Here is a 14,582-nt window from a genome sequence, read left to right as displayed (position 1 = left end):
TGCCGGACCGCTCCCGGGAAGGGGAGGGAAGCGGTCCGACACGCTCCGCTCATGCCGCCGGCGGCGGTGCCATGCGCAGCAGGCCGAACTTCAGAAGATGGACGAGGCTTCGCGCGAACATCAGCCGATGGTCCGCGGGCAGCTGGGCGGCCACCTCGGCGACGCTGCGGCCGAGCGGCGGCGCGAAGGCGTCCAGCGCCAGGGCGAGTTCGGCAGGCGGCGACAGCAGTCCCCCGGCTGTGGAGTTCAGCGGATCGGCCAGCAGTTCCGTCAGCATGGCCATGCTGGCGCCGTCTGTGCGGACCAGCCGCGTCGCGCCGGAAAGCGTTTCCGTCGGGTAGGAGGCGAACATGCTCATGGGGTCCGGCCGCACCGGATTGGGCCCGATGCGGGCGTCGCCATCGGGCAGGTTGCCGCCACGCCAGGGCGCGCTTTCCACCCCTTGCCCCCGGATCGCGGCAAGCTCCCGCCACAGCTCCTGGTAACGCGGAATGATGACCCGCCAGTCGAACTCCCCGGCACGGACGCGGGCCGCTTCGCCCATTCGCCGGCGCAGCGCGCCATCGAGCGTCAGCCGGGTGAAGGCGTCCTCGGCCGCGTCGATGTCGACCGAGGTCATCTGGGACGCCCGGCCGATGTAGTAATCGTAGGTGTCCACGCCGATGGCGTAGCGTTCCGCCAGATCGAGTCCGGAGCCCAGCGGCGGCAGCATCGTCGGAATGCGGAAGCCGTCGACACCGTGGCGCACCGTCTCGCGGTAGCCGTTCCAGTCGGCGACGACGACGGGCAGGCCGGCGGCCATTGCCTCCAGCGGCGTGATGCCGAAGGTTTCCTGGATGTTGTCCGACAGCGAGGTGAACAGGTCGGCCGCCGCCCAGATGCGCGTCCGCACGTCCGGGACCCGCCCGTCGAGGAAGATCGCGTTGACCGAGGGGCAATAGCGGCGGGCGCCCTTCTGGAAGGCCGCGGCTACGGCGTCGTTGCTGAACCAGCCCGCCTGGATCAGGTGGATGCGCCGTCCGGTGCGCTCCGCCGTCCGCTGCAGCGCCATGTACATGGGTATTGGGTGGGCTTTGGCGTGGAAGCTGAGGCGGCCGACGAAGAGCACCGCCACGTCGTCAGCTGCGATGCCCAGCCGCTTGCGCTCCTCGTGGCGCACCGCCTCGTCGAAGCGGAAGGCGCCGGTGTCGATGCCCAGCGGGATCACAGGCAACTGCGGCATCGGCATCTTCGCGGCACCGAAGCGTTCGCTCAGGAAGGCCGCATAGGGATGCAGGATTGCCTCCACCGAGGCGCGGGCGGCCAGGGAGGTGCAGATGACGGCGTCCCACGGCTGCACCGGCGCCGTCAGAAGCTGGCCGAACATCTCCGGGGATTCCGACGTGGTGTGGGTGATGCCGCACAGGCTGTAGGTCCGCTGCCCCACGCGCCGCCGCTGCCAGACGAACCGGTCGATCCCCGGTCCTGGCACGAACAGGCAGCCGACCCTTGCCAACCCTTCGGGCGCCGTCGTCGGGACCAGTTGCGTGGAGCTTCCGGGCGCGAGGCGCCCGGCCAGTTCAGCAAAGCTCCGGGCCTGTTCCGGGCTGGCCGCGTGGCAGATGAATTCCGACTGGCCGGAATGGCGAAAAAAGCCGTTCAGGAAGGACTCGCCCGCAACATGGCGACCCTTCAGGTCCTTGCGTGCGGTCAGATAGCCGTCGGGATGAAAGAAAATGGCGGCGTTCGACACCAGAAGGCGCTTTCAAAAGAGAGGCGGGGGCGCGGATGATACACCGCGTGGCGCTGTCGGCGCAGCCTGAACCGCGCCGGCCCTGACGGCTTTGGCAGGACACGGGTGTGAATCGGCATGGAATAGGTGTGTGATCCCGGAGTGTCGTGGCGCGTTATCTCGTTCTGAGGAGGACGCACTATGGCAGCAGGTCTTCATGGAGTTGTCCCGGCTCGGTGGACGGGTTGGGTCTTGTTTCACTCCGTGGTGCGGGGTCTCCTTTCATAGACGATCGGTGACAGATAGCCGAGGGCGGAGTGCCGTCGGCGGGGATTGTACCATCCTTCGATGAAGGTGAAGACGGCGATGAGCCTCCTCCGAATCGGTGGACACCTTTGTTAAGCTCCCGCGGGGAGCGGAGAGGTGGACATGACGACGAAACGGCGCTTCTTCACGGACGAGTTCAAGCGGGAAGCCGTGGCCCTGTTGGAAAGCAGTGGCCGGCCCCTGGAGCATGTTGCCAAGGACTTGGGCATCCAGCCGTCGATGCTGCGCACGTGGCGGCGGCGCGTTTCCGGGCCAGGGGGCCGGCGCAGCTCCCCACCAAGCAAGCGCCGGCCCCCCCTGGTCGCCGGCGATCAATCGGCGGAAATCGCGCGCCTGAAACGCGAACTGGATCGCGTCCGCATGGAACGAGACATATTAAAAAAAACTGTGAGCATTTTCTCGGAGCCTCTGAAATGAGGTTCCGGATCGTTGAGGATTGCCGCGACGAATACCCGGTTCGGGTGCTCTGCGATGCGCTCGGCGTGTCGCCGTCCGGCTACTATGCTTGGCGCACGCGACCGGAGAGCCCGCGTCAGGCGGCGAACCGGCAATTGCTCGATGACATCCGGCGGCTTCACGCCGATCACCGCGAGCGCTATGGAGCGCCGCGAATCCATGCCGCCCTGCGGGCGCAGGGCCGAACCGTCAGCCGGGGGCGTGTCGAACGCCTCATGCACCGTCATGGTCTTCGCGCCCAGCGTCCCCGGGCCTTCCGGGTCCGCACCACCGACAGCAATCACGCTCTGCCGATCGCCCCCAACCTCCTGGACCGCAACTTCACTCCCACCGCTCCGAACCAGGTCTGGCTCACCGACATCACCTACGTGCCAACCGACGAGGGCTGGCTGTACCTGGCAGTGGTGCTGGATCTGTTCAGCCGCAAGGCGATTGGGTGGGCGATGCGCGATCATCTGCGCACCGAATTGCCGCTGGCGGCGCTCACCATGGCCCTCCAGCGCCAGCGGCCGGCCCCCGGCCTTCTGCACCCTTCCGACCGCGGATGCCAATACGCCTCGGCGGCCTACCGCAAGGCCTTGAAAAGCCACGGCATTACCCCGTCGATGAGCCGCAAGGGGAACTGCTGGGACAACGCGCCGATGGAAAGCTTCTTCGGGAGCCTGAAATCGGAACTCGTCCACCATCACCGGTACGCGACCCGTGAGGACGCCAAGCGGGACCTGTTCGGCTACATCGAAGGCTACTACAATCGCCAACGCCTGCACTCGGCGATTGGCTACATCACCCCTGAGCAGGCCGAGCGACAGGCCGCATAACCCGCTGTCCACTGCTTCAGGGGAAGCTCAGTCGGCTGGATCGCGTCCAGAGCGGACCAGCTCGACCATATGCTGCCGGAATTCCGGCGGATAAGGGGGGCGGGTTTTCGGCATCGGTCAACACCTCCTGCGCAAGTCAGATGGTGTCCACCGAGCCGGGGCAACTCCAGTCCAGGTCGTAAAGGCGGTCGATGAAAATCTGGCGACTCTGCCAATAGACGCTGTGCAGGTCGATATAGCGCAGCTCTCGCCCGCCGACGTCGAGGCTGCCGCCGGTGCGGCGGGGATGGCCTGCGATGTCGGGTGCCAACCGATCAACAATCGTCTGGAATGAGCGACGCAGCGGTTCCAGGTCGGAAGAGGAGGACGGTTGGAACGGCACACGATTCTCCTGAAACTGCAGCGGCGTTCCCCTTGCGGCAACCGCTAGCATCTGATTATCACGCTGTCTGAACACACGGCAATCGCTCGCCCGCTTTTTGCGCCATTTCTGGAAGATGTCGATGACCCGGAAGAGATTTCGTCGAGTTGCCGTGACCATCGAGGCACGCATGGCATCAGAGCGTCTGCCAGGCAAGGTAATGCTCCCGCTCGCCGGTAAGCCGATGCTGCAAAGGTTGGTTGAACGAGCGCGCCGCGCGTCGAGTGTCGATCTCGTGATCGTCGCAACCACGGACCGGCCGGCCGACCGCATCATCCTCGATCTGTGCGACCGGATCGGCTGTCCTGTCCATGCGGGGCCAGTCGATGACATCACGGAGAGGCTTCTTGGCGCGGCGCGGCGATACGATGCCGATGTGCTGGTGCAGTTGACCGGAGACAACCCCCTGGTGGATCCCGGACATATTGATGCGACGGTGGCGCTCCTGCACAAGCGGGAGTGTGACTACGCCGCCAATAATCTTGTGCCGGGCCTTCCCATCGGCTTCGACGTGCGGGCCTTTCATGTAGCTGCCTTGGAGCGGTCGTCCATCCTTTCATCGGATCCGGTCGACCGCGTGCATGGAAGCTATTTCCTGGCCCGCCATCCCGACCTGTTTTCCCAAGCTGGCTGGACCGCCGATGACGGGGCCTTGCGTTGGCCCGATCTTCGCCTGACCGTGGACGAGCCGGCCGATTACGAGCTGGTGCGCCGAACATTCGAGACGCTTCATGCCGAGAACCGGGATTTTCGGGCGGAGGCAGTGGTCGCGCTGTTGCGTCAGCGCCCCGACTGGGTGGCGCTTAACGCGACTGTCCGGCAGAAAGCCGCGGCCGAGAGATGAGCTGGCTTGCTCCATCACTGCGCGCAGCCGTTATTGGTTGTGGAGCGATCGGATGCCGAATGGATCGCCCGAACACGCCGCTCCCTTCAACGCACGCCGGCGGGTACAGCATTTCGCCTGGATTCTCTCTGGTCGCCCTTGCCGACACGGACGATGCGGCGCGCGATGCAGCGGCTGCATGGGGCTGCCCGGTTTATGCAGACCCGCTGGCGATGCTGGCCGAAACCCGTCCGGATGTGGTGAGTCTCTGCCTGCCCGTGTCGGCGCAGGTTGCGTTTCTGGAGTGTCTGCCACGCTTCGGAATCCGGGCGGTCGTGGCGGAGAAGCCCCTGGCAGGCGATGCCGCGGAAGGGGAACGCATCCGGGACCTGTATCGGGCGGCTGGAATCCCGCTTCTCGTCAACTTCACGCGCCGCTTCGTTGGCGTCTACCATGATCTGGCCCGCCAGCTGGCAGGACGGGACACGGTTCTGGCCGCGACCATCCGTTATGCGAAAGGGGCGCGGCACAACGGCTCACACGCCATCGACCTGACGCGGTTGTTGTTCGGCGAGGTGCTGGCGGCGGAACCTCTGGGCTGGCAGTTCGACTGGTGGGACGATGATCCAACCGTCACCGCCGTTTTGAGGACCGAACGGTGTTCGGAAGTGATCTTGCAGGGACTGGACGAGCGCTGTTTCACGCTTTTCGAGGTGGACGTGTTCTCGCGGACCGGACGCTGGATCATCGACCAGGATCATCGCCGCCTACGGCGCTGGGAGGTTCGTGACGGTGAGGGGCTGCCCCCCGGGCGGCGCTTGGTTCCGGTGGAACAGCGCGCGGTCCCCCACGGGTCCGCCATGCTCACCTTGATGGCGCATCTTCATGACGTCGTCCACCGGGGGGTGGAACCGCTGTGCGGCGCAAGGGAGGCCCTGGCTGCCCAGCGTTGGGTCGATGTGCTCCACAGCAAGGCTCTGGCGAGACGCGCCATGGGGGACGCATGAGGGAGGAGATGCTTCGCCAGCTGCGGCCGATCTTCGGACAGTGGTCATGCGTGCATCGGTATGCCGTGGATCCAGGTGCGGTCGCCGTCCTCTCGGCGATGGAGGCGGCCGTCGAGCGTCCTGGCGTCTGGTTCGCGGAGGGGTGGGCGGCGGCAAACCTGAACCGTCCTTACGTGCCGGCCGCCCTGCTTGCCGAACGGCTCGCTGCGGCCCCCCAGGATATGGCGCTCCTGCTCGGCTCTCAGACCAGCTTCGCGCGCACGCACGAAATCCTCAGGATGTGTGCTTCGGCTTCGGTCGCGACGGTGTTCGTATTTGACCATTGGAAGAACTATGCGGCGCACTTCGTGCCTCCGGATGATGGCGCTCCGGTCCTGCCCGACCGGATCGTCGTTCCCGACGCCGTCGCCGGGGCGGGCCTGAGAGCCGATCTCCATAGGCAGGGCGTCGATGCGGGCACCCTTGCTGGACGCATCGTGGTCGCTGGACATCCGGCCGTCGAGGCGGCGTGCGAACGCATCGGGGCGATGGGAAGCGGTTCGGCTCGCCTGAAGGCCATCCTCGGCGCCGCAGGACGGCCGCTTGTCGCAGTGTTCCTGGATCCGATGGAGCGGTCAGACGATCCGGAACGGGATCCGGGATACGACTGGGCAAGCACCCTGGACCGCATGGCCGAGGCCGCGGCCAGCCGCCGGGACGGAGCCCGCTTCCTCGTGCGTCCCCACCCCCGGCAGGATGGCGACCGGGTCCGGGAACGCTTGCGCGGATGGCTCGACCGCGGACTCGACGGGTGCGTCACCGGGGAGCCCGCCGAAACCTTGATCGCGGTTGCGGACGAGGTCTGGGGCATGACCTCGATCACGCTCGTGACCGCGTTGCGTTGCGGGCGGCGGATCGTAAGCTTTCAGGTTGGCCGAACCGCAGCCGGCGCGCGAGAATCGAACCCGCACATCGAGCCTTTTGCCGTCACGACATGATCGGCGGCGTAGGGCTGGCCAAGGGCAGGACGTCCGGGTAGCGCGCAACGAAGCGCACGAACTCCACCATGTCGGGGCTGGCGCCGAAGACGGATTCCAGGTTGGGCGCGTGGAGGATGGCGGGGTTCTCCAAGACGCATCGCAGCTTGCACGCTCCCCAACGGTTGGTCTCGACATAGCGCGCGAAGATGACCTGGCGCAGCATCGCCTTGTCGAGCGGGGCGTCGCAGCCGTGCATGATCGATGCGAGTTCCAGGAGACGCGGACTGGGTGCGACGTTCGAAGGTTCCATTCCCGGCGTCCAGCGCGGAACGAGCTTGTAGAACTCCTTGGTGACCGGGTCGGTGCATGTCACGTCGACCCAGTGCTCCTCTCCCCGGTAACTGCCGTCGAGGTTCGGATCGCTGCCCACATATTCGTATTGCGCGGCCGGTCCCAAGGCGAAGAACGGCAGCCCCATCTCAAGCGCGAGGACGGAGTGTGTTCCAACGATCATGTTTGCCGTTGCATAGCGGAATTTTCGCAAAATATCGTAGAATCGGGTGCAAAAAAACGGATCGAACATATGGCCAGCCGTGTGCACATTGATACCACGCGACCTATAATGCTCAAGATTTCCGTCGAGAATATCCTTCCAATACAGGCAAACTTCTATTGGGTGGAATGGCTCTGGCAAGCTCAGCAGTAGATCGATGTATCTATCAACATCGAATTGAGCGTGATTGTGATGAGTAGAATGGGCCGGAAAAACCAGCGTTCCCCGAGCGCTCGGTGCTGGCTGGATTCCCTGCTGCCGTCGATGGTGGACATAAGGCGTGCCCATGACATAAGCCACCTTGCCGTGACCGTCGACGTACAGGGCTCGGCTCTCTTCACGACCGACAAGAAGCGGGGCGGGACTGGCCAAGTAGACTGGCAGTGCGGCGACGTATGTATCCGGTCCGTGGTGCATATCCATCAGCACCGGAATGCTCTGCGGCATATCGAGCCAGTCGCGGAGCGCACGATCGAGCCCGTACCATACCGGCTCTGCCGGCAGGGGAATGGAATGGTAATATTTGATACCGATGGTCATGGAATCAATATCCATAGGAATTCCTTCGGCCAGCACGGGGTATCTCCACAGAATTCCATAATCGTTTTTCCTTCGTTCGATTGAACTGTGATCGTTCAGGCAAGACGAAGGTGATCGTTGTCTCTGTAGACCTTACCCGTTAGCGGGTGCTTAAAACGACAGATCGTGTTCCGAGGCGTGGTGTAGGAGCGCCGAGGCTCGCTTGGCCCCTGCTCGGATGCCGCGTTGGCCGAGCACATCCGCCAGCAGACCTTCATCTCGCGCTTCTATGGTGTACCGCGGCCCGGAAATGAGACACCCAGTCAAATTTCACACCGATAGCTTCGCCTCCAGAGGCGCAACGGCATCGGTTTCAGTCGCCTCCGGCAGCCTGCACCGCTGATGCCAAGCCCATGCATTTCTCACTTGGTCTTGCAGCGTGGAGCGTGCGTGCCAACCCAATTCCACATTGGCGCGCGTCGGGTCAGCGATGAGAACGGCCGGGTCACCGGGGCGGCGTGGATGCACCACCCTTGCCACGGATCGTCCGGAAACCGCTTCGGTGGCCGCGATGACGGTCTCCACCGAATGGCCCTGCCCGGTGCCCAGGTTGAAGCAGCGTGAAGGATTGCCGGACAGCAGCCATTCCAGGGCAAGAACATGGGCTTCGGCCAAGTCGCCGACATGAATGAAATCGCGGATGCACGTACCGTCGGGCGTGCCGTAGTCGTTTCCGAAGACGGTCATGTGCGGCAGCAGCCCCGCCGCTGTCTGCAGGGCTAATGGAATGATGTGTGTTTCAGGCGAATGATCCTCGCCGATGTCGCCATCCGGATCGGCACCTGCGGCGTTGAAATAGCGCAGCCGTACGGAGCGCAGCCCATACGCCGCCTCGAAATCGACGAGAAGGCGCTCGGCCGCTAATTTCGTGGACCCGTAGGCATTGATGGGTTCCAACGCCGCGTCCTCGCTGATTGGCAGGCGCGTCGGAATCCCGTACACGGCACACGAACTGGAGAACACGATCCGAGCGCACCCGGATCGCCGCATGGCTTCCAGAAGCGACAGAGTGCCGAGGACATTGTTCCGATAGTAGAGGGCTGGGGCTGTGACGGATTCCCCGACATACGCGTAAGCAGCGAAATGCAGCACACAGTCCGGCCGGTAGACGGCGAAGACACGGTCGAGCGTCGCGGCATCGCCGATGTCCCCGACCTCCAGCGGACCCCATTTCACAGCCCAGCGGTGTCCCCGCTCCAGAGTGTCGAGCGTGATGGGGACGTGCCCGGCCATTGCCAGGGCCTTGCAGGCATGGCTGCCGATGTATCCGGCTCCCCCGGTCACGAGAACGGTGCTCATGCCGTTGTTCCGCCCGCGTCCAGAATGGCAAGGAGGTCTGGCACCGGCGTGTCCGGCCGACCGGCCCTGTTGATCAAACGCGAGAGCGCATCGTAATCCGCAGGCGTGTCGAGGGTCAGCGCACGCTCCGGACTGATCCATTCCGGTGGACATTGCAGTCGCCGGATCCGAAAGGAACCGGGACGGTAGAAATGCAGGGTCACATGCTCGCACTCCTCGGGTGAAAGCCGGCCCTGGCGGTGCAGCGCGGCAAGCCGGTCCGCCAGGTAGATTTCGCAATCGATGCCGACCGGATAGCTTCCCTTCGTCGTGGCAAGGTCGCAATCCTCCAGACCGCCGGCCCGGTCGAGGCATTCATCGATCGTGGCACCGTCCAGGAGAGGGCAATCCCCCGTCACGCGCACGACGCGGTCGAAGCCGAAGGCGGCCGCGGCATCGACGTAACGGCCAGCGACGTCGTTGCATGCGCCCCGGAAAACCGGAACTCCCTCCATCGAGACCATATCGGCAAGACGGTTGTCGACGGCGCGATCCGTGGTGGCGAGAATCACCGCTGCCGCATGTTTCATGCCTTGCAGGCGGCGCAACAAGAACAGGATCGAGGGCACCCCGGCAAGCGGCAGCAACGCTTTGCCTGGAAGGCGGCTGGAATCTGTCCGGGCTGCCACAATGACTCCGGTTCGGCCGGCGCGGTCCGTCATGGGAGCACCGGTACCTGCGTTCCAGCAAGGCTCCCCTGCCGCAGTTTCCTGGCCATGAGTTCGGCGATATCAAGCTTCAACGGTGAGTTGATGAAGAACGACTCCTCGGGCGTGTTGACGAAATTGATGGTCCGCGGCCCGAGCAATGCGCCCAGGGCGATGTTCCGGTTGCGCAAGCATACGACTGTATGTGAATCCCGATAGATGACGGAGCCGTCGAACCCGATTCCACCCGGCTGGCTGATGGCTTGGAAGCTGTGAGCGGTTCTGCGGTAGACTTGGCCTGGTACTTCCTCAACTCCGAAGCTGCAGTCGGCCTCATTCAGGAGAAGCGTGGAGATCGCTTCGGACATCGTATCCGCGGTGACGAAAGGCGCCTGGGCATACCGGATCACCGTCAGCCCCTCCCGCTTCTGCCCGTCATCGCCCAGGATGGCCGCGATGGTTGGAACCAGACTGTGCGTCCGTAAGGTTTCCGCAGGATCACGCAGGAAGAACGTGCAACGGGGGTCATTCACCGCGTTGACTATGTCGGCGGCATCCTGGTTGTCGCAGGCGACAACGATGCGGTCGATCAGTTCGCAGTCCAGGCAGGTCCGAAGCGCGCTTTGAAGCAGCGGCGTGCCGTTCACTGACTGCGCCCAGACATCGGGCACGAAGTCGTAGCGTCGCCGGCAGGGTATGACCGCCGTGATGGAGCGGGGCCGGTCGGGCATCGCTTCGACAGCGTCGCGTTTGATCCGGCGCCGCGCGTTGGCGATGCGGTGGACGTTGCCGGTCAAGTTCGAGGAATGCCGCCGATAGTAAAACAAAGGCATATTGATGTTGGCGGAGCGGTACAGCTGCCGCAGCTTGACCCAGAGATCGAGCCCGTCCTGCGCACCGAGATCCTCGCGGTAACCGCCAAGCTTTTTCAGAACGGAACGGCGCACCATCGTGCAGGCGCCGTTAGGCGGCGTGTCCAAAACATGGTCGTCCTGGTAGAGACGGCGGCGCCATGTGCGCAGCTCGACGTTCCCGAACTCATCCGTTAGGTAATAGTCAGGGAATACAAGAGCAACGTCCGGGTATCTGTCGAGGTGATTCGACAGAACAAGCAGGAAGTTTTCATCGAAATAGTCGTCACCATCCAGACGCACAATGTATTCGCCGCGGGACTCTTTGAGAGCTAGATTGCAAACCGCCGGCAAGCCGATGCCGCCCGCCGTGAACAGGCGAATTCGTGGGTCCGATTGATAAGCCGCAACAAGCTCCTGTGTACCGTCCTGCGAGCCATCATCGATGATGAGCAACTCCCACCCATCGATCGACTGCCGGAGAACGCTCTCGATCGCCTGTTCGACAAAACGCCGATGGTTGCGGCAGACCAAATACACCGTCAGTTTTGGGCCAGTCATCTATGCTCTCATGTTATGCCGCAGGGCATATTTTTCTACGGAAATGCCCCGAAAGCCGCGCCCTGTTACAAGCAGGACACAAGAAATCCGTTGTGTGCCGTTGCTCACCTCTTCACCGCAATGACATGGCGTGCATCGGCCAAATGGGCTCGATCAATGGCGCTTTGCAAAGGGTCGAGGGCGGCATTGAGAGCCGGTGCCAATGCCGTACGGAAGGAAGCGGAGGCCCGTTCCATGAGCGGAACCGACAGCATCCGGCGCAGATCCAAGGCGTCCTGCCCGAACACCCAGTGCGCGACTGGGTCGAAGCCAGCGACTTGCAAAGCGTGGCTGATCGACTCCTCCGTATAGAGCTGGCAGTGCAGCATGCTGTCCAGGTTGCGGGCGTAATGGTGATCGACTGTGGTCTCGAGCAGGGTGGAAAGCCCCAGGGTTGGTACCGCGAAGCAGAAGATTGTGCCCGGTGGGCATCCGCCCAGTGCGCGCCAGAACGCCTGCGCTTCCTCCACATGCTCCAGAACGAACCAGGCGACGATCACGTCGGCTTCGTGCGCGGCCAGTGCGGATGGCAGGCTGCCGGACCAGTGTCGGGAAACCGGGCGTGAAAGCGTCTGGTTGGCGTAATTCACCAGTCGGGCGCTTGCATCGAGCCCGGTTAGTTGCCCCACGCCGGCCCTGATAAGCGCATCAAGGAAGTAGCCGGCTCCGCAGCCGAGCTCGAGCCAACGCTTCCCAAGAAGCGTCTCCCGATTGATGCCGAGATCATCGGTGGCGGTCAGGACGAAATCAAGCTTTGCCTGGTAGATCCGATCGCGCCGACTGTCGAAGGCATGGCGATCGGCCGAAGGATACCAATCGCCGAACGCAAGGCCGGGTGCCTGTGCTTCCGGATATCCCGATGGTAGCTGATTGCGGGTTTGGACGTGAGAGCAATGCCCGCATCGCACATAGACGACGGCCCGATGGTTGAACCAGGGAGCCCCTGCGATGTCGGCGCCGCACAGAAGGCAGGACGATCGCGAAGCCCCGGTCGAGAGGTGTGCCGATACACGGCGCTGTTCCTCCAGCAGGCGGCAATTGTCCGAAAGAAGCGTTTCGCTCTCACTCAGCACATCGCCGGCAGGCTTGGAATAGAGCACCCGCGGAGCTGGACGGCGGAACACCGGCCGCTCCGGCGCCGGATCCCGATCCAGCGCCGGAGCGGCCCTATGCACTTTGTGGAAGGCTTCGACGATCATGTCGATCTGTTTGTCGTCGACATCCCACGACACCGGTTGAAACTGGATGACCTGATCGTCGTGCATCGCTTCGACCACCGGGCACAGACCGGACGGGTAGGTGCGGTGGCGCAGCGTGAAAGGAAAACCGTCAGGGCCGATCGCCTTGCGCTGCTGGAACAAAGGCAACAGATACAGCGGGCGCACATAGCCTTCCGACACCGGAACGCCTTCCGCTTGCAGAGCACGGCAGAACGCGGAGCGCGGAGCGCCGACGGCCGCGGCGTCGTAACGCAACGTCCACATGAAGTAATTGTGACGACAGCCTGCACGGACCGCAGGTGGCGTCAGGCCCGCCAGTCCGCGAACGCCCTCGCTCAGCAGCGCCGCCAAGCGCTCGCACCGGCGAACCAGCCCATCCATCTTCGCAAGCTGGGCGCAGCCGATGGCGGCGGCGAGTTCCGGCATGCGGAAGTTGAACCCGACCAGATTGGTGAGGTCCGAGGCGCCGACCCATTCGGTGACGTTCTCACCATGGTTTCGGATCAACTGGAGGCGCTGGGCCAAACCGGGGTCGGAGGTCACGCAGACCCCGCCCTCGCCAGTCTGGATATGCTTGTGGACGTTGAGGCTGTACACCCCAATGTGCCCGACTGTTCCGGCGAGGCGGCCCGCCTCCTCCGCCAGGATCGCCTGGGCGTTGTCCTCGATGAGGAACAGCCCATGCGCGTCGGCCAAGGCGCGCAGTCGGGCCAGCTCGGCCGGATGGCCGAACAGATTCACCGCCACGATGGCGCGCGTGAACGGCGTGATGGCGCGGGCGACCGCGGCCGGATCGATGCAGAACCAGTTCGGCTCGATATCCGCAAAGACCGGAACGGCGCCGTAGAACAGCGGTGCCACGGCGGTCGCCGACATCGTGTAGGGGGGAACGATCACCTCGTCCCCCGGGCCCAGTCCGATTGCTCCCATGGCGGCGATGAGGCCCGACGTGGCGGAGTTGACCGCGACCGCGTGGGCAACGCCGAAACGCCGGCACCAGGCGTCTTCGAGCGCCAGCACCTCCGGCCCGCCGAAAAAGCGGGGCTGCGGGCTGCCATAAAAGCCGGACAGCGTTCCCTCGTCCAGGACGCGCAGGACGGCGGAGCGCTCCTCATCCCCGATGCCCTTGAACCCTGCAAGGGGACGCCGGACGGCGGGCAGGCCGCCCGCAAGCGCTAGCTGCGACATTCACCCCTCCGAGAATCACTGGAAATCCCGCGCGCCGGTGTCGGCGATGCTCCGATCATGACGCGTTTCCCGAACCGCCGTCGTGCGACGGAGGCGTGCTTCCGGACGGCGCCCGCCAGTGCCCGGTGAAGTACGGAACAATCTCCGCGTTGAAACTCGTCTTGAAGTCGCCCCGCTGTGGCGAGTTGGCGCCGACCATGTCGAACCCGGTCAGCCCACGCACCATGCTGCGGCGGATGCCTTCCAGCATCGTCAGGGTTCCGACACCATCCTTGCGGTGCACGGGATCCGTCGCCCCGAACAGGTAGTAGGCGTCCTGCCGATCGAACAGAAACAGACTTGCCGAGACCGGCTCGCCGGAGGGCGAGCGCGTCACCAGAAGCTCTCCGAAACCCTGGCGCAACGCAGCCTCCGTGATTGGCCGAATCAGATTCCCGATGGCTTGGGGCCGGTCGATGCCTTGGCGGGCAAACGTCAGGTCGTGCAGCCGGTCAAGGATACCCACGTCCGTCGAAGCCTCGACAACGTACCCGCAGTTCAGAGCCTTCAGGTGGTCCTGCTGCCGGTTTTGACGGATAGCGCGCAGATAGTCCGGGAAAGCACCGGCCGACTTTACATCGATGCGCGCGGTGTATTTGAGATCGAGAGCAATCCTTCCCTGTTCCGGGCGATGATGGTTGAACCATTGGACGCCGCGCAGATCGGGGAAGCGGGGATGAAAAGACAGGTCAAGCAACGGATACGACTGGCTCAGAGCCTCCAACAGGGCTTCCATCAACTCCGGGATCAACCTGTGGCGCCTGTGTGCCGGAAGCGTATCGACGCCCGCGGCCATCATCGGGCCGATGTACATGGCGGGTAGGGTCGATACGGGCACGGGAATGCCCCGGTTATGCAGAATGGCGACCGCCACCGACGGGCCTTGCGGCTTGCCGAAAATCCAGCGATCCACGGTATAGCCAAGAGCGTCGAGGAAAGCATTGGAACAGAACACCGTCCCTTGGGGCGAACCGGCGACGAACTTGTCCCAATCCTCTCCGTCTGGCCACGGGTTCAACCGGAAGGCACTGGTCGCTGTCACGGT

12 protein-coding genes are annotated in these 14,582 nt (G+C 64.0%); 4 read left to right on the top strand and 8 right to left on the bottom strand.

The window, feature by feature from the left end:
- Positions 1-49: 49 nt before the first annotated feature.
- Entirely contained in the window at positions 50-1,732 is a 1,683-nt protein-coding gene (locus ACWPN7_RS34180) for a glycosyltransferase family 4 protein (RefSeq protein ID WP_459197929.1), read from the bottom strand.
- Positions 1,733-2,140: 408 nt separating this feature from the next.
- Between ACWPN7_RS34180 and ACWPN7_RS34175 the strand changes: the two genes are divergently transcribed.
- Positions 2,141-3,312 (top strand): IS3 family transposase gene (locus ACWPN7_RS34175; protein ID WP_492273762.1). Its coding sequence is split into 2 segments (ribosomal slippage): positions 2,141-2,426 and positions 2,426-3,312, totalling 1,173 coding nucleotides; the frame shifts between segments, so codons are not numbered across the junction.
- 136 nt (positions 3,313-3,448) lie between these two features.
- Here ACWPN7_RS34175 and ACWPN7_RS34170 read toward each other — a convergent pair.
- Positions 3,449-3,865: a hypothetical protein gene (locus tag ACWPN7_RS34170; protein ID WP_492273761.1), complete on the bottom strand. Its 417-nt coding sequence runs from the start codon at positions 3,863-3,865 to the stop codon at positions 3,449-3,451.
- Between ACWPN7_RS34170 and ACWPN7_RS34165 the strand changes: the two genes are divergently transcribed.
- Genes ACWPN7_RS34165 through ACWPN7_RS34155 form a run of 3 tightly spaced genes read left to right on the top strand, consistent with a single transcriptional unit; the run spans position 3,846 to position 6,540 of the window.
- Complete coding sequence (locus tag ACWPN7_RS34165) at positions 3,846-4,577, top strand: cytidylyltransferase domain-containing protein (RefSeq protein ID WP_459198226.1); 732 nt, start codon at positions 3,846-3,848, stop codon at positions 4,575-4,577. The two genes, ACWPN7_RS34170 and ACWPN7_RS34165, sit on opposite strands and share 20 nt — an antisense overlap.
- Positions 4,574-5,563, top strand: a complete 990-nt coding sequence (locus tag ACWPN7_RS34160) for a Gfo/Idh/MocA family oxidoreductase (RefSeq protein ID WP_459198225.1) — start codon at positions 4,574-4,576, stop codon at positions 5,561-5,563. Before ACWPN7_RS34165 ends, ACWPN7_RS34160 begins: the two co-directional genes overlap by 4 nt.
- Positions 5,564-5,571: 8 nt before the next feature.
- Entirely contained in the window at positions 5,572-6,540 is a 969-nt protein-coding gene (locus ACWPN7_RS34155; protein ID WP_459198224.1) for a hypothetical protein, read from the top strand.
- On the opposite strand, the gene ACWPN7_RS34150 is transcribed toward ACWPN7_RS34155, so the two are convergent.
- The 6 genes from ACWPN7_RS34150 to ACWPN7_RS34125 all read right to left on the bottom strand — a co-directional run bounded on the left by ACWPN7_RS34150 (position 6,530) and on the right by ACWPN7_RS34125 (position 14,579).
- Entirely contained in the window at positions 6,530-7,651 is a 1,122-nt protein-coding gene (locus tag ACWPN7_RS34150; protein ID WP_492273760.1) for a hypothetical protein, read from the bottom strand. The two genes, ACWPN7_RS34155 and ACWPN7_RS34150, sit on opposite strands and share 11 nt — an antisense overlap.
- A 273-nt stretch (positions 7,652-7,924) precedes the next feature.
- On the bottom strand, positions 7,925-8,953 hold the full coding sequence (galE, locus tag ACWPN7_RS34145) for a UDP-glucose 4-epimerase GalE (protein ID WP_459198222.1): 1,029 nt from the start codon (positions 8,951-8,953) through the stop codon (positions 7,925-7,927).
- Positions 8,950-9,654 (bottom strand): cytidylyltransferase domain-containing protein, encoded by a 705-nt coding sequence (locus tag ACWPN7_RS34140; protein WP_459198221.1) that lies wholly within the window; start codon positions 9,652-9,654, stop codon positions 8,950-8,952. The genes galE and ACWPN7_RS34140 overlap by 4 nt, the downstream gene beginning before the upstream one ends.
- Positions 9,651-11,051, bottom strand: a complete 1,401-nt coding sequence (locus ACWPN7_RS34135; RefSeq protein WP_492273759.1) for a glycosyltransferase — start codon at positions 11,049-11,051, stop codon at positions 9,651-9,653. The genes ACWPN7_RS34140 and ACWPN7_RS34135 overlap by 4 nt, the downstream gene beginning before the upstream one ends.
- 104 nt (positions 11,052-11,155) lie before the next feature.
- On the bottom strand, positions 11,156-13,498 hold the full coding sequence (locus ACWPN7_RS34130; protein ID WP_459198219.1) for a DegT/DnrJ/EryC1/StrS family aminotransferase: 2,343 nt from the start codon (positions 13,496-13,498) through the stop codon (positions 11,156-11,158).
- A 55-nt stretch (positions 13,499-13,553) separates the two neighbouring features.
- Positions 13,554-14,579, bottom strand: coding sequence for a GNAT family N-acetyltransferase (locus ACWPN7_RS34125; protein WP_459198218.1), 1,026 nt, complete (start codon positions 14,577-14,579; stop codon positions 13,554-13,556).
- Positions 14,580-14,582: the final 3 nt, after the last annotated feature.

The sequence above is a fragment of the Azospirillum sp. UENF 312511 genome (genome assembly GCF_058780635.1).
The sequence above is the reverse complement of the archived record's forward strand: the minus strand, read 5'-3'. Positions and strand labels throughout refer to the sequence as shown.

Bases quoted from the DNA above. Each gene is read 5' to 3' on its own strand.
- galE (WP_459198222.1), bottom strand. From the start codon at position 8,953: ATGAGCACCGTTCTCGTGACCGGGGGAGCCGGATACATCGGCAGCCAT.
- ACWPN7_RS34155 (WP_459198224.1), top strand. From the start codon at position 5,572: ATGCTTCGCCAGCTGCGGCCGATCTTCGGACAGTGGTCATGCGTGCAT.
- ACWPN7_RS34140 (WP_459198221.1), bottom strand. From the start codon at position 9,654: ATGACGGACCGCGCCGGCCGAACCGGAGTCATTGTGGCAGCCCGGACA.
- ACWPN7_RS34170 (WP_492273761.1), bottom strand. From the start codon at position 3,865: ATGCGTGCCTCGATGGTCACGGCAACTCGACGAAATCTCTTCCGGGTC.
- ACWPN7_RS34160 (WP_459198225.1), top strand. From the start codon at position 4,574: ATGAGCTGGCTTGCTCCATCACTGCGCGCAGCCGTTATTGGTTGTGGA.
- ACWPN7_RS34135 (WP_492273759.1), bottom strand. From the start codon at position 11,051: ATGACTGGCCCAAAACTGACGGTGTATTTGGTCTGCCGCAACCATCGG.
- ACWPN7_RS34130 (WP_459198219.1), bottom strand. From the start codon at position 13,498: ATGTCGCAGCTAGCGCTTGCGGGCGGCCTGCCCGCCGTCCGGCGTCCC.